Source organism: Hoyosella sp. YIM 151337, assembly GCF_026041215.1.
Lineage (GTDB): Bacteria > Actinomycetota > Actinomycetes > Mycobacteriales > Mycobacteriaceae > Hoyosella.
On the sequence record NZ_JAPEIQ010000031.1, the window covers coordinates 72,826 to 85,983 of the forward strand.

The 13,158-nt window shown below is 63.8% G+C and carries 14 protein-coding genes, 1 tRNA gene and 1 riboswitch; of the genes, 7 read left to right on the top strand and 8 right to left on the bottom strand.

Features of this window, described 5'->3' with window-relative positions; translation table 11 throughout:
* Window positions 1-37: 37 nt before the first annotated feature.
* Window positions 38-1,297, bottom strand: coding sequence for a phosphoribosylamine--glycine ligase (gene purD, locus ONR57_RS16660; RefSeq protein WP_265124645.1), 1,260 nt, complete (start codon window positions 1,295-1,297; stop codon window positions 38-40).
* Between the two features lie 126 nt (window positions 1,298-1,423).
* Between purD and ONR57_RS16665 the strand changes: the two genes are divergently transcribed.
* The 3 genes from ONR57_RS16665 (at window position 1,424) to ONR57_RS16675 (ending at window position 2,824) form a co-directional block, all read left to right on the top strand.
* The gene (locus ONR57_RS16665) at window positions 1,424-1,846 is read left to right on the top strand and encodes an HIT family protein (RefSeq protein ID WP_265124646.1); all 423 of its coding nucleotides are present in this window, start codon (window positions 1,424-1,426) and stop codon (window positions 1,844-1,846) included.
* Window positions 1,847-1,902: 56 nt separating this feature from the next.
* A riboswitch (guanidine-III (ykkC-III) riboswitch) is annotated at window positions 1,903-1,967 on the top strand.
* A gap of 13 nt (window positions 1,968-1,980) precedes the next feature.
* Entirely contained in the window at window positions 1,981-2,295 is a 315-nt protein-coding gene (locus ONR57_RS16670) for a multidrug efflux SMR transporter (protein ID WP_265124647.1), read from the top strand.
* Between the two features lie 118 nt (window positions 2,296-2,413).
* Window positions 2,414-2,824: a hypothetical protein gene (locus ONR57_RS16675; protein ID WP_265124648.1), complete on the top strand. Its 411-nt coding sequence runs from the start codon at window positions 2,414-2,416 to the stop codon at window positions 2,822-2,824.
* A gap of 3 nt (window positions 2,825-2,827) precedes the next feature.
* Here the strand turns inward: ONR57_RS16675 and ONR57_RS16680 are convergent, their stop codons facing one another.
* Both ONR57_RS16680 and ONR57_RS16685 read right to left on the bottom strand, forming a co-directional pair.
* A complete protein-coding gene (locus ONR57_RS16680) occupies window positions 2,828-3,547 on the bottom strand; it encodes a dienelactone hydrolase family protein (protein ID WP_265124649.1) in 720 nt (239 codons plus the stop codon).
* Window positions 3,548-3,645: 98 nt separating this feature from the next.
* The gene (locus tag ONR57_RS16685; RefSeq protein WP_265124650.1) at window positions 3,646-3,981 is read right to left on the bottom strand and encodes a hypothetical protein; all 336 of its coding nucleotides are present in this window, start codon (window positions 3,979-3,981) and stop codon (window positions 3,646-3,648) included.
* A gap of 211 nt (window positions 3,982-4,192) precedes the next feature.
* Here ONR57_RS16685 and ONR57_RS16690 point away from each other — a divergent pair, with 211 nt between their 5' ends.
* Window positions 4,193-5,533 carry a lipopolysaccharide assembly protein LapB gene (locus ONR57_RS16690; RefSeq protein ID WP_265124651.1) on the top strand — a complete coding sequence of 447 codons (1,341 nt, stop codon included), beginning with the start codon at window positions 4,193-4,195 and terminating at the stop codon, window positions 5,531-5,533.
* On the opposite strand, the gene ONR57_RS16695 is transcribed toward ONR57_RS16690, so the two are convergent.
* Together ONR57_RS16695 and ONR57_RS16700 are read right to left on the bottom strand one after the other, a co-directional pair.
* Window positions 5,452-6,225: a TIGR02206 family membrane protein gene (locus ONR57_RS16695; RefSeq protein ID WP_374116473.1), complete on the bottom strand. Its 774-nt coding sequence runs from the start codon at window positions 6,223-6,225 to the stop codon at window positions 5,452-5,454. The two genes, ONR57_RS16690 and ONR57_RS16695, sit on opposite strands and share 82 nt — an antisense overlap.
* A gap of 234 nt (window positions 6,226-6,459) precedes the next feature.
* Window positions 6,460-6,532 (bottom strand) — tRNA-Thr (locus tag ONR57_RS16700).
* Window positions 6,533-6,710: 178 nt separating this feature from the next.
* Here ONR57_RS16700 and ONR57_RS16705 point away from each other — a divergent pair.
* Window positions 6,711-7,091, top strand: coding sequence for a nuclear transport factor 2 family protein (locus ONR57_RS16705; RefSeq protein ID WP_265124653.1), 381 nt, complete (start codon window positions 6,711-6,713; stop codon window positions 7,089-7,091).
* Window positions 7,092-7,155: 64 nt separating this feature from the next.
* Here the strand turns inward: ONR57_RS16705 and ONR57_RS16710 are convergent, their stop codons facing one another.
* From ONR57_RS16710 to ONR57_RS16720, 3 genes are all read right to left on the bottom strand, one after another.
* Window positions 7,156-7,389, bottom strand: a complete 234-nt coding sequence (locus ONR57_RS16710) for an MbtH family protein (protein ID WP_265124654.1) — start codon at window positions 7,387-7,389, stop codon at window positions 7,156-7,158.
* Between the two features lie 239 nt (window positions 7,390-7,628).
* Window positions 7,629-9,410: an ABC transporter ATP-binding protein gene (locus ONR57_RS16715; RefSeq protein WP_265124655.1), complete on the bottom strand. Its 1,782-nt coding sequence runs from the start codon at window positions 9,408-9,410 to the stop codon at window positions 7,629-7,631.
* Entirely contained in the window at window positions 9,407-11,143 is a 1,737-nt protein-coding gene (locus ONR57_RS16720; RefSeq protein ID WP_265124656.1) for an ABC transporter ATP-binding protein, read from the bottom strand. Before ONR57_RS16720 ends, ONR57_RS16715 begins: the two co-directional genes overlap by 4 nt.
* A gap of 151 nt (window positions 11,144-11,294) precedes the next feature.
* Here ONR57_RS16720 and ONR57_RS16725 point away from each other — a divergent pair, with 151 nt between their 5' ends.
* Both ONR57_RS16725 and ONR57_RS16730 read left to right on the top strand, forming a co-directional pair.
* Entirely contained in the window at window positions 11,295-11,489 is a 195-nt protein-coding gene (locus tag ONR57_RS16725) for a hypothetical protein (RefSeq protein WP_265124657.1), read from the top strand.
* 98 nt (window positions 11,490-11,587) lie between these two features.
* On the top strand, window positions 11,588-13,078 hold the full coding sequence (locus tag ONR57_RS16730; protein ID WP_265124658.1) for a trehalose-6-phosphate synthase: 1,491 nt from the start codon (window positions 11,588-11,590) through the stop codon (window positions 13,076-13,078).
* The last annotated feature ends 80 nt before the right edge of the window (window positions 13,079-13,158 follow it).

The window sequence follows — 13,158 nt, forward strand, 5'->3', positions numbered from 1 at the left end:
CGACCGTATCGGTTTTTCGCGGCGCACACCGTATTTGCTACGACGGTATCGAGATCTGGCCTTCCGCGGCGGCACGCCCGATATCAGTCCGGTAGTGGCTGCCCGCCAGGTGAATCTGGTCCACTTTGCGATAGGCGTCCGCACGGGCACTCGCGAGGTCGGCACCGTGACCAATGATGCTGAGAACACGGCCGCCTGCGGAAACAAGCGCGCCGTCCGAGCGCCGTGTGGTGCCCGCGTGCAAAACCCCATCAATCTCCGCGCCCGTGATCACGTCGCCAGTGCGCGGTGTGCCCGGATAGTTCTCCGCCGCAACCACCACAGTGACGGCGGAGCCGTCTTTCCAGGTGAGCGGGCCAGCGTCACCGAGCGCGCCGGTGGCAGTCGCGTACAACAGGCCAGCAAGCGGCGTTTCCAGCATCTCCAGCACAACCTGCGTCTCAGGGTCACCAAAGCGGCAGTTGAACTCGACGACAGCGGGACCGTTCGCGCCGATGGCCAAACCTGCGTACAGCAGCCCACTGAATGGACAGCCACGGGCGACCATTTCCCGAGCGACCGGTTTGACTACCTCGTCCACGATTTGCGTGACCATTCCGTCCGGCAGCCAGGGCAGAGGCGTGTACGCACCCATCCCGCCGGTATTCGGGCCGGAATCGTTGTCACCCACACGCTTGTGATCCTGCGCCGGCAGCAGTGCCACCACGTCTTCGCCATCGACCAGGCAGAAAAGCGATACCTCCGGCCCATCCAGGAACGACTCAAGCAGGACGGGGTGGCCCTTTTCGAGCAGTTCAGCGGCGTGATCGCGCGCGATCGCGCGGTCGGAGCTCACCACAACGCCTTTGCCGCCCGCGAGGCGATCGTCTTTCACTACCCAGGTAGGGCCGAAACGATCCAGCGCAGCGTCAAGATTCGCGGGAGTATCGACGATTTCCGCGTGCGCGGTGCGCACCCCGGCCGCCGCCATGACGTCCTTCGCGAATGCCTTCGAACCTTCGATCTGCGCAGCCGCAGCGGACGGGCCGAAACAGGGCACACCGATTTTCCGGACCGCATCAGCGACACCCAGCACCAGTGGGACTTCAGGGCCGATAACGACGAGGTCGGGCGCCAACTCGCGAACGAGCGCCACTACATCATCGGATGAGGCGGCATCAACGTCGTGCTGTTCGGCGATCTCCGCAGTGCCCGCATTGCCGGGCGCGCACATCAACGATGTGACCGACGGATCGCGGCGCAGGGCCAGCAGTAGGGCGTGTTCACGGGCACCAGAACCGATAACGAGGACTCGCACGGTAGGACAGCCTACGGCGTCGCACTGAAGCCGACGCGCGCCGGGTTCCGCGTTGCGCGAACACGCGCCCGCAGATCGGCCCAGAAGCCTTGGCGGAAGTTGCGAATGTACGCAATGCTCGATGCCATGGCTTCCATCTTCAGCAAGATCATCGCCGGCGAAATCCCGGGCAGATTCGTCTGGGAGGACGACGACGTCGTCGCCTTTCTCACCATCGCTCCGGTCGCTCCCGGACACACACTTGTGGTGCCGCGGTCAGAAGTCGATCAGTGGCAAGACGTCGACCCGCAGCTCTTCCAGAAGTGCACGGCGGTAGCCCAGGTAATCGGCCAGGCAGTGCGCAAAGCCTGGGATGCGCCGCGCGCGGGGCTGCTCATCGCCGGGATCGAGGTTCCGCATCTTCACTTGCACGTATTCCCGGCATGGAAGATCGAGGGCTTTGACCTTTCGCAAGCGAAACCAGCAGATGCAGCGGAACTCGACGCCGCCGCGGACACCTTGCGCACATCGCTGCGCGAACTGGGCCACGCCGAACACGTGCCGCAGTAGGACGTAGCCGCAGTCACAACCCCTTGCCTGTCAGATGACAGATTTGCGATCATCCAGGTACGGACCAGCGTTCCGCCCGGACGAGGCACACCGTACCCGGAGAGCGACAAGACGGTGCCAAGGAGTGAAACCACATGGCATGGGTCGTTCTGTTGGTGTCTGGCGTACTTGAAGCGGTATGGGCGACTGCGCTTGGGAAGACCGAAGGCTTCACACGGCCGGTACCGACCGCGGTATTCGGTGTCGCATTGGTGCTGAGCATGCTCGGCCTGGGATACGCGATGCGTGACCTGCCGATCGGCACCGCGTACGCAGTGTGGGTTGGCGTGGGAGCAAGCCTGACTGTCGCGTACGCGATGACGACGGGAGCAGAGGCAGCGTCCACCGCGAAAGTACTTCTGCTTCTCGGCATTGTGGGCTGCGTGATCGGCCTGAAACTGCTGCACTGAGAATCCTCGAGCCGAGGGCGCAGCCGCATCTTGTTCAACTGGCTGTGGGAGTGGTCGCCGGCGGAATACGATCTAGTTATCCCCTCCAGGCCGGAGTATTCGCTTAGGGAGAGCCACGATGAAAACCACCGCGTTGCGAGCGGCAATCGCAGCAGCCGCACTTGCGCCGATGCTGCTCGCAGCCCCCGCCCTCGCCTCCGCAGCGCCTAGCGCAGACGCTCGCGGAATCAACGAAACAACTGCTGAGGTCACCTTCCACAACGACCGGGGCGTCACTGCGACCTGCGGATCGATCTTGAATTTCTTCGGATCGCCGCTGTCGTGGTTCGGCCTGCCACCCGCGGTCGCGGTACCGCCTGGCGGCACCGCGTCGCAGCAGATTCCGTTCATCACGCCCGGTATCCACACCCTCATGTGGTGGTGCGACGTGCCGGGCGAGCAGGTCTACACCGGACGTGAAGGACCCGTGGCCGTCGGCGGTTTGTCCGTCGCTATCGTCGACGGCGTCAACCAGTTGCTGGGCAACTGACCCTCACACCTTGAGGTGTTCATCCAAGAAGGTGAACACCCGGCGCCACGCGTCTTCCGTTGCGGCCTCGTTGTACGCGAATCCGGTGACGCGGAGTAGTGGTGTGGCGACGCCCAGATCAATTTTGTTGGCGAAGCTGTGGCCCGCGCGTGGGTAGGTCTTGACGTCGTAGTCGACGCCGTTCTCTTGCAGCGCGCGGACAAGTCGCTTCTCCGCGCCAATGAGCATAGGGTCGCGCCGCCCGAAGCTCGCGACCATTGGGCATGAGCCTTCGAGCACTTCGGTGAGGTGACGAGGAAGCACCCCGTAGAAGGGCGCGCTCACGTCAAATCCCTTGGGCGCCATGAGGATCGCGAAGCCACCGCCCATACAGAACCCGATGATACCCACCGCGCCCGTGCAATCGTCGTGTTCCATCAAATACTCGCGGGCAGCAAGCAGATCGTCGACGGCGGGACCGCGGTGCCTCAGCAGATCGCGCAACACCCTGGGCACACAGCGCGCCCGCCCACCGCGCGTATAAAGATCGGGCGCGAGCACCACGTAGCCTTCGTCGGCGATCCGCTGGCAGCTTTCCAGCGTGTCGGCCGTCATCCCGATCGCGTCGTGCACGACGACCACTCCCGGATACGGCGCAGCGCCAGCAGCTCTAGCACCATCCGAGGGCAAAAACAGATGCCCGCGGAGCGATCCGGCGGGCGCAGCGATCTCGATCTCGGCCATTTTCCTCCTTAACACGTCCGGCCTCATCCTGCCTGACCGGGGAACGATTAGGCAGGATGAGGCCGGCGCGCCGAAGGAGCGTTTGTGTGCAGGCTGTTTCAGCCCTGCCCGCGAGCAGCGTCACGCAGATACGCGCGATGTGCCGCGGATTGAGTTGCATCGCGCGCGTTCGCTTGCGCCCCGTAACACGGAAACAGCCAGCGCCGCGCGATTTCCGCGCGGGAAAGCCTCTTGGACGGACGTTCGGGGTCGGCCCACAGATCTGCGGATTCGGCCGGGCCACTCGCGTCGTCGGCGAAGCTTTCCGCCAGTCGGTCAATTGTCTTGCCACTGCGGTGAGCAGCAGCACTGTTCGTAACGGAGATGGAGAGCGAAGCCCCGCGTACAGCTGCGTTCGCGGGAACATTCAGCACAGAAACAAGGGGTGGACGCATACGCGACTCGCTTTCGTGCGTTGACTAGCTGCGATGCGAGTCCAGCCTCATCATTGAGCACCAGACGAGACGCGCTTCAGCCTAGCCCTGAACCCTCGGCCTGTCGACCGGAAATCTCACGGCATGAACCTGCCGTACCAACATTTGCGAGAACTCTTCTATTCTGTTCGCACATCACTGCGAGTCGCGACATTCGCCAAGGAGACGCGATATGAGCGTCGAGCCGAACCGGCCGGCCGGACCACCCTCACTTGAGGAGCTCTACAGCCAGCGCACGATGGCGCGCACCGACGGTGACAAGAAGGCCCTCGTCGTAGCGTCACGCGCGCTCTGGCGTGAACTGATGGCGCGCGGGGAGCACGACCGCCTCGTCGCTGACCTGGAAGTCGAACGTGGACTCGGCAAAGCCGAGGGCAATAGCGCGTACGAGGCACTCTGTATGTCGACGCTCGGCCTGGTCCATTCGCGACAACGCGCCCACAACGCCAGCGAAGACTGTTTCCGGGCCGCGATACGGATGTATCGCGCACTGGGAGACGAGGCGGAGGTGGCCGGGGTTCGATACCACCTGGGATGTCTCTACGCCCAGAACGACCGCAAGGACGACGCGCGCCAGCATTTTCAGGCCGCCCTCTCCACGTTCCGCGAGAAGAAAATGGGCTCGTGGTTCGCCCAATCGAATCTGAGACTCGCCGACAGCTACGCTCCTGGCGAACCACAGCACATTCGTCATCTCAAGGATGCGCTCGGAGTTTTCGCCGGCGCAAAGCAAGAGCGTGACGCCGCCAGTACCGCCGCACGACTCGCCGATTCGTACGCCCGCGCCGGTGACAAGAAGACCGCCGAACAGATGTACTTCGAGGCCGCCAAGCTTTACGAGAAACTCGGCGACGCTGCGGGGCACGCGCACATTCTGGCCCGGAACGCGCTGTTCTTCTCACACCATAACCGTGACCGTGAAGCCGAGTTCTACTACGGGCAGGCACTTGCCGCGAGCCGCGAATCCGGCCAGCCCCATCTCGCAGCTCTTTGTGACGCGGGCATCGCGCTCTCATGGGACCGTCTCTCGGTTAAGAGTTCGTCCCGTGACAGCATCCTTGGGCATGGCGTTACCCTGCTGCTGCCGGCCACGCTCTACCTCGACGCCGCAGTCGCCTCCACCCGTCCCGGTGCGGAGGCAGCACAACAGTGGGCCACCGTGGGCGCCGCCTTCGCATCATGGTGCGTCAGCGCATCGCGGCCCGACGCGGCCAAGTTGCGGCTGCGCCATCAACTGGAGAAGTACGCGGCCGAGCGCGGCTGGACGCTTTCCACACCCGATGACGGACCGGCCAGGGTGCTGCGGCGGCGGCGCGTCACGACACCGGACATCACGACCCAGCTCGCGCAGATACATCCCCTCATCTCCCGGGTACGCCCGGGTACCGCACTCACGGTCACCGTGCCGGGCGGACTCGACGAACTCGAGCATTACGCGGACTTAGCGCGCCGTCGATACTCACCACCGGAGCCGCCCGAAGCCGACTCCGGCCGCGGTGGCTCCGTATCGTAGCGGTCCGCCGAAACGAACTTCCATGGCCAGGTCATAAGTGCCCAGGTGGCGAACACGATCACAGCAGCGAACAGCAGGTACACCGGCCAGGGCCCCATGTAGTCCAGCAGCGAAGCGGTCTGCGGTTTCCCGTTCAAGAAGCCGTAGTTGGTATCGGCAAGCGTATTGAAAGTGAACGTGACCGCTGCCCACGCAAGTGTGGCCCCCACCGCGATGCCGTAACTCTTCCAGGTCGGTCGGGTCCGAAGCCCCCACGTGAGGTAGATGGCCGCCCACACCACAGCCAAGTGGATCGCCCAGAACGCGATGAACTCGTGATGCGGGAAATCCGGCGACTGCAACGCAGGCGAGATCAGGGCCTGCGTGCTCAGTACCAAGCACCAGTAGTAGGTGAGCGCGAACGCCCAGGAGCGGCGAGACCAGAGCGCGTAGGCCGCCGTCACCGCAGCGAAGTCGGAGAGCTGCAACGGGATCGAGCTGCCGATACGGAAAGGAATCAGCGAGTAAATCAGAATAATCAGGTAGAGGATGAACGTGGTCGCACCAAAAATCTTGCTGAACCGCACGGCGGACGCCACGTCCTTGTGTGACCGGCCTATCGCGATGAACGCGACCGCTCCCACCGCGAAGATAGCGACGACCACCCAATGGGACACGCCGTACGCAGAAAACTCGTCTTGCGCGGTGAGCACCTCCATACTCTTCAACCCTATCGAACAAAACGGGCACTCGCAGGCGTGCTGACCGCACGGGGCCGCAAGCGGAATCAGCGCTTCGAGGCCGGCGCCTGCTAGGGGTGTGGGGCTCAGAGCCGGATCTGCCCGGTCGCCGGGAATTTGCCCCGCGCGCGGCCAGGGCAAATTCCCACCGACCGGGCACCTGAAAACCTCAAACGAAAACCCCGGCCTAAGACCGGGGTCACGGTGAGCTGGCGAGGGGACTTGAACCCCTAACCGCCCGATTACAAGTCGGGTGCGCTACCAATTGCGCCACGCCAGCAGTGGCTCGCAGCCGAGCCTGCACCATCTTAGCGGCAACAGGTGCGTCCGCCCAATCTGCCCCGCAGCATCCTCCAGTGGGCTCCACCCTTGTCGGCGGATCCCACTCGACACTGCAGTAAACGACCTGCGCGAACGGGTTTGCCACGCGCGCACCGCAAACCGGCTAGCGTGTAAGCATGAGCACGTCTGAGATCGCCACTGTGCTGGCGTGGCATGAGGCGCTGAACACTCGGGACATAGCGACCCTGGTTCAGCTTTCGAGCGACGACATCGAGATCGCGGCACCCGAGCATGCGAGCCAGGGGATTCCGGCGCTGCGCGACTGGGCTGAATCGGTGGACACCGGCTTCGTGCCCGGCCGGATGTACTACCGCGGCGGTGTCGTCGTTGTGGAGGAGAACCTCTATCGAAGTCCCGCCGAAAAGGACCTCGAGCGGGAGGCGTCCGCGTTCCGCGTCGTCAGCGATCAGGTTGTGTCGATGTTCCGGCACGCGAGCCTGCAACGGGCCTTCGAGGCAACTGGACTGCGCGAATCCGACCGGGTAGCCGACAAGTAACTCGAACGCTGCAGGGCCCCTGAAGATTCAGGGGCCCTGCAGCGTGAAGTGTAGGTGCGCGGAGTTACTCGTCGTCCTCATCGGCGTCGGCAGCCATCGCGTCGCGCAAGCTCTTTGGACGCAGATCGGTCCAGTTCTTCTCGACGTATTCGAGGCATGCGGCACGGCTTTCCTCGCCGAAGACAACGCGCCATCCCGCTGGAACATCGGCGAAAGCAGGCCACAACGAGTGCTGCTCTTCGTCGTTGATCAGCACGTAAAAACGGCCGTTCTCATCATCGAAGGGGTTGGTGCTCATCAATCCTCACTCTGCATTCTGCGTTACGACCGTTCGGTCACCGGCTGACACACCCGTACAGCGCGCAACCGCAATACCGTACAAGGCAGGCGGCCACTTCGTCCATTCACCGCTGCGGCGATCCCCGGCGGGGCGCCGCATCGGGATGTCCGGGTGGCATCGCCTTACTGCTTGTGGCAGCTTAACCGGTGGTTGGGACGAATGGCGGTGCAACTTCCGAAACACCGTCGCGAGATTGATCACGGGCTGCGCCCTTCCCACGCCTCCCACAGTTCGGAGTAGCGACCGCCGCGCTGGAGCAGCTCACTGTGTGTGCCTGCTTCCACCACCCTGCCGTGTTCCAGTACCACCACCCGGTCGGCGCGCGCGGCCTGAGTGAGCCGGTGCGCGACAATCAATGATGTCCGGCCCTTGGTGGCCTCGTAGGCATAGTGTTCGAGTTCCCGGGCACCTGCGCTGCCCGCTTCCGCAGTCGCCTCGTCGAGGATCGCGACGGGAGGGTCGGCCAGCACGAGACGTGCCAGCGCGATCTGCTGGGCACGGGCTGCCGAGAGTTGGTAGCCGCCTTCGCCGACCATGGTGGCGATCCCTTCAGGAAGAGACTCGACCCAGCCAAGCGCCCCCACCTTACGCAGCGCACCGTGCAGCGCATCATGGTCGGCGAACGGATTGGCCAGGCGGAGATCCTCAAACAGCGGGCCCGAGAAAAGGTGCACTTCCTGACTGATGATGACAACATGCTTGCGCAGATCGTGGATACCGAGTTCCGCAATATTGACGCCACCAATGCGCGCGGTACCTGAATTGGGTGTGATCGATCCGGCCGCGATGGCGGCTACCGTGGTCTTTCCAGCCCCGGTGGACCCCACAAGTGCGACGCGCTCTCCGGGTTCGAGCGTGATACTCACACCGTGCAAGACCGGCTTCACGCCGTCGTAACTGAACTCGAGGCCGCGAAGCTCCAGCCGGGCATTCTCGGGCTTGGCGGACGTTCCGGATTCCCGGACCACTTCACTGTTGATCAGGCCGACCAGACGGCGCATGCTCTCCCCCGCAGCCTGAATGTCATTGAACGAGAAAAGCATGCCTTGCATCGGCGTAAAGAGCCGGTGGAAGAGCAATGCCGCAATCGTCGCTTCCCCGACGGTGATCTGCTGGCCATCGCGGACGAGCAGAAAACTCGTGGCAAGGACGGCTGCAAGTCCGGCGTATTGCGAAAGTTTGCCGCGAGCGACGAAACGTGAAAGCGCGTGAAAGCCCCGCAGCACTTGGTCACGCGCCGCGGACGATGCGGCGCCGATGGTGGTGAGCTGGTTCGCCTCAAGGCCGTAGGCATGGACGGTGGGCAGGCCCTGCATGCCTGATACCAGCGCTTCCGATCGATCGGCCAGAGCGAGGCGCTCCGCGGTAAACATGGGACCGGAACGGGGCAGGTACCACGCGAGCGTGATCAGCCCGAGCGGCACCGCTACGAGCGCGGCGAGCCCCAGCCGGTAATCGATGGAGAAGATTGCCAGGTAACTCAGTCCAACGAGCGTCATGGACGACAAGCTGACGGGAAGCGCGTTACCAACGACACGCGCAATAGCTGCGACATCGTCATTGACACGTGACAGCAGGTCGCCTTTGCCTGCACGCTCAACAACACGCACCGGCAGCAGCAACGCATGCTCGAGTGCACGCTCGCGCAGGTTGGCGAGGACGGTTTCGCCAACCCTGCACATTAAGTAAACAGCGGCGCCGGAAAGCAGGCCAGCGGCTATCGCCGCGAGACCGATTTGAATAATCACCGCCACAATGCGAGAGGTGGGCGCGCCTGCCAGCACGTCGTCGACGAGACGCCCGAGCACATAGACGGGAACAATCACCGCGATCGCGGCGACGACAGCAAAGAGATACGCGAATAGCGCGCGCCATACCTCACGGCGCAGCGCGGAACGCAACCAAACGGTGCATTGTCGTGCTGTGGCCACCGGCAATGCGGGCCGGGCGCCGCTGAGTGTGCGCGCAGTGGTTGTCATCGCAGGACCGCCCGGCGGTAGTCCTCGTTGCTGGCGGCGAGCTGTTCATGCGTCGCCACCGCTGACACCTGGCCGCTGTCAAGTACGAGCACCCGATCACAGCACGCCAGTAGCGCAGGACTGCTCGTAACGATGATCGTGGTGTGCACTCGCGGCCCGCTGTGGTGGCGCAGATCCTTGATGCCCCGCGCAATAGCTTGTTCAGTCACCGCGTCGACAGCTGTGGTGGGGTCATGCAGCACGAGGATCGACGGCGCGGTGAGCAGTGCCCGCGCGAGTGCAACCCGCTGGCGCTGACCTCCGGAGAGGCTCGCGCCCCGCGCGGTGACAGGCGCATCGAGACCTTCCGGATGCAATGTGACGACGTCCCGCGCCGCCGACGCATCGAGCACCCGCTCGATTTGCTCCGCCCCCGCGTCGGGTTGTCCGGCGCACACATTGCTGCCGATCGTGCCTGCGAACAGGTCCGTGCGGTGCGGCTCGACGAGGATGGCCCGCTGTGCGTGTTCGGGCGTCACCTCCGCGATCGAAACCCCGCCAACTAGGACGGTGCCCTTGTACTCTTCGCGCGGCAGGCGCCCTGAAAGCACCGCAACGAGCGCGTCCGCGTCATGCGGGTCGTAGCTCAATATGCCGACGAGTTCGCCAGCATCCACTGTCAGCGAGAGGTTGTGCAGGGTGTTGTAGGAGACGCCGCTGAGCTCGAGATCGCGGCGGCCCTGTGGGAGGGACAGCGGGCCCGGCGCTAGTACGTACGCTGCGCCGAGGATTCTGCCGAGCCGTTGTGACGCAGCCTTAGCGACGGCGATGCCGCGCGGCGTCGCCGCGAGAACGCCCAGCGGGCCGGGCAAGAACTGGGACAAACCGACGACCGCGATGAGCTCCCCCGGGCTGATCTGTCCCGCGAGCGCCAGGTAACCGCCGTAGCCTGCAACGACCACGGCAAGAATGCCGTTCGTGGTGTAGGACGCGCTGGTGTAGAGTCCGTTCACCCGCGCGGACCGGATAGCTGCACGCAGCGCGATGCGGCTTTGGGTCCGATACCGGTGCGCTGCCATTTCTTCGCCGCCGATGCCGCGCAGCGGCCGCAACCCGCTGACGAGGTCAGTGGCGAGCGCGGACGCCCAGCCTGCCGCGGAGTGCTGCGCACTCGCACGTCGGGTAATCACTGGTGACACACGCTGCAACGCGCCAAGAATCACCGGTGTCGCGATTATGACGACGAGCCCAAGGGTTACGTCGATCATGATCAGCGCCACGATCGCGACAACCGCAGCCGCGCCCGCGGCGATCCCGCGCGCGCCAGCGCTCAGCGCGCTGGCTGCGTTTTCAGTTCCCTGGGTAGACACAGTGAGCAGCTCACCCACCCGGCTGCGGAGCCGGATTCCGCGCGGATCGAGGATGCGTGCGGCGACCTCCATGCGCAGGTGGTGCGCTTCGTTCTCCACCGCGCGGTTGATCGCACGAGCACCGAAGCGCCACGTGATGACAATCACAGCGAACAGGGCGAGCAGGAATCCCCCGTATTGAATGAGTGCTGCTTCGTCGGCTGCGCTGATCACCCGGTCGATGAAGAGCCCAATCGCGATCGGGACCAGCGTTTCCGCCACCTGGTAGATGCACAGCAGCAGCGTGCCCAGCGGAAACAGCCCCCGGTTCCGGCGGAAGACACGCTTTAAGACGCCATGAACATCGCGCGACCGGCCCGAGCCGGGCGCCCGCGTTGATGACATCTCGCCTCCCAGTGACGTGTGCTGAAAAGGACAGTAACGCAGCGCCGACTGGCATAAAGGCAGTTAGCTCTCTTAAAGTCGCAATGGGATCCCAGCATGAGATCGGCGGCCTGATCGCACCGCCGGACACGCACCGCAGGAGGGCACTGGAATGGCCGCTACGGCCCGCGAGAACGACGTCATCACCGATGACGATATTGAGCCGCTAGCTGACGAGACCGCGCGCCAGGCGCAGCGTGTTGTCGCCGCGTACGCGCAGGACGCGGACGAGTGCCGTATGTTCCTATCGATGCTCGGCATCGGGCCTGGCGGAATTGGACAGGGCAAGGGGCCCGAGCAAAGCTGACACGGAGCGCGCGCTGAACGAGCTCGCGCGACCGCCTTTGGCTTCGACCCTGGCTGTGCGACTTTCGAGGCAACAAGAAAACGGATGGGGTGACCGCAATGGCAGGTAAGTCCGAGTCGGCCGCGCAGGGCGACGCAGGTGCTCCGTCACCTGACCTCGTTGTCGTAGCGAATCGGCTTCCCGTAGATCTTGAGCGGCTTCCGGATGGCTCGACGAGGTGGAAGCGCAGTCCAGGTGGCCTCGTCACAGCGCTTGAACCGGTACTGCGCCGCAACCACGGCGCTTGGGTAGGGTGGCCCGGCGTTCCTGACGCCGAGGTCGACCCTATTGTCGAGGACGGTTTGACCCTGCACCCGGTCACCCTGTCAGCGCGTGACGTGGCTAAGTACTACGAGGGTTTCTCGAACGGCACCCTGTGGCCGCTCTACCATGACGTCGTTGTAAAACCAGTGTTTGATCGCGCATGGTGGAACACCTACGTCGATGTAAACCGCCGTTTCGCGGAGGCTACCGCGAAAGTGGCAGCCGAGGGCGCCACCGTGTGGGTGCAGGACTATCAGCTTCAGCTAGTCCCCAAGATGCTGCGAATGCTGCGGCCGGATCTCACGATAGGTTTTTTCCAGCACATCCCGTTCCCGCCGGTGGAGATCTTTATGCAGCTACCGTGGCGGGCTGAGATTATCGAGGGCCTGCTGGGTGCCGACCTTGTCGGCTTCCACCTTCCAGGCGGGGCACAGAACTTCGTGTATCTTGCGAACCGGCTGGGCGGCCATCCCGTGAGTCGCACCCAGATCGGTGTGCGGTCGCGATTCGGAGAGGTTCAAGTCGGGTTCCGCACGGTGCGTGCGGGCGCCTTCCCCATTTCGATCGCATCGAGCGAACTCGACGAACTGTCGAAATCTCGCTCCGTGCGGCAGCGCGCGAGACAGATCCGGCAGGAGCTCGGCAATCCGCGCCGGATCATGCTCGGTGTGGATCGACTTGACTACACCAAAGGCATCGATATTCGCTTGTCCGCGGTCCGCGAACTGCTCGAAGAAGGACGGCTGGATCCCAAAGACAACGTTTTTGTGCAACTCGCCACGCCTTCGCGCGAGCGAGTCGAGCACTACATGCACATGCGTGACGAGATCGAGCGCCAGGTCGGACGCATCAATGGGGATTACGGTGAGGTTGGCCATCCCGTTGTCCACTATCTGCACCGCCCCATTCCGCGGAACGAACTTATTGCATTCTTCGTCGCCGCTGATGTGATGCTTGTAACACCCGTCCGGGACGGCATGAATCTCGTTGCCAAAGAATATGTGGCGTGCCGCAGCGACCTCGGCGGGGCGCTATTACTGAGCGAATTCACCGGTGCGGCCACGGAGCTGCGGCAGGCTTACCTGGTAAATCCGCACGACCTCGACGGCGTGAAGGATATGCTGCTCGCAGCGCTTGACCAGGCTCCGGAGGAAGGCCGCAAACGAATGCGTGCGCTGCGCAGGCAGGTACTCGCGCACGACGTCGACCGATGGGCGCGCGCATTTTTGAATGCGCTTGCCGAAACCCCCCAGGCGGGGGAAACTGGAGCCTCGCTGCAACGCTGAAAAACAGCGTCGGAGCGTACTGGTGTGGTGTGGTTTTTCTTCTTCACATCACAGAATTCATAGGCTGAATCGGACGTAAC

Coding starts and splice junctions, on each gene's coding strand:
- ONR57_RS16675 (WP_265124648.1), top strand. CDS start 2,414: ATGAAAACCACCGCGTTGCGAGCGGCAATCGCAGCAGCCGCACTTGCG.
- ONR57_RS16720 (WP_265124656.1), bottom strand. CDS start 11,143: ATGTCATCAACGCGGGCGCCCGGCTCGGGCCGGTCGCGCGATGTTCAT.
- ONR57_RS16710 (WP_265124654.1), bottom strand. CDS start 7,389: ATGAGCACCAACCCCTTCGATGATGAGAACGGCCGTTTTTACGTGCTG.
- ONR57_RS16705 (WP_265124653.1), top strand. CDS start 6,711: ATGAGCACGTCTGAGATCGCCACTGTGCTGGCGTGGCATGAGGCGCTG.
- ONR57_RS16685 (WP_265124650.1), bottom strand. CDS start 3,981: ATGCGTCCACCCCTTGTTTCTGTGCTGAATGTTCCCGCGAACGCAGCT.
- ONR57_RS16730 (WP_265124658.1), top strand. CDS start 11,588: ATGGCAGGTAAGTCCGAGTCGGCCGCGCAGGGCGACGCAGGTGCTCCG.
- ONR57_RS16690 (WP_265124651.1), top strand. CDS start 4,193: ATGAGCGTCGAGCCGAACCGGCCGGCCGGACCACCCTCACTTGAGGAG.
- ONR57_RS16725 (WP_265124657.1), top strand. CDS start 11,295: ATGGCCGCTACGGCCCGCGAGAACGACGTCATCACCGATGACGATATT.
- ONR57_RS16665 (WP_265124646.1), top strand. CDS start 1,424: ATGGCTTCCATCTTCAGCAAGATCATCGCCGGCGAAATCCCGGGCAGA.
- ONR57_RS16670 (WP_265124647.1), top strand. CDS start 1,981: ATGGCATGGGTCGTTCTGTTGGTGTCTGGCGTACTTGAAGCGGTATGG.
- ONR57_RS16715 (WP_265124655.1), bottom strand. CDS start 9,410: ATGACAACCACTGCGCGCACACTCAGCGGCGCCCGGCCCGCATTGCCG.
- ONR57_RS16680 (WP_265124649.1), bottom strand. CDS start 3,547: ATGGCCGAGATCGAGATCGCTGCGCCCGCCGGATCGCTCCGCGGGCAT.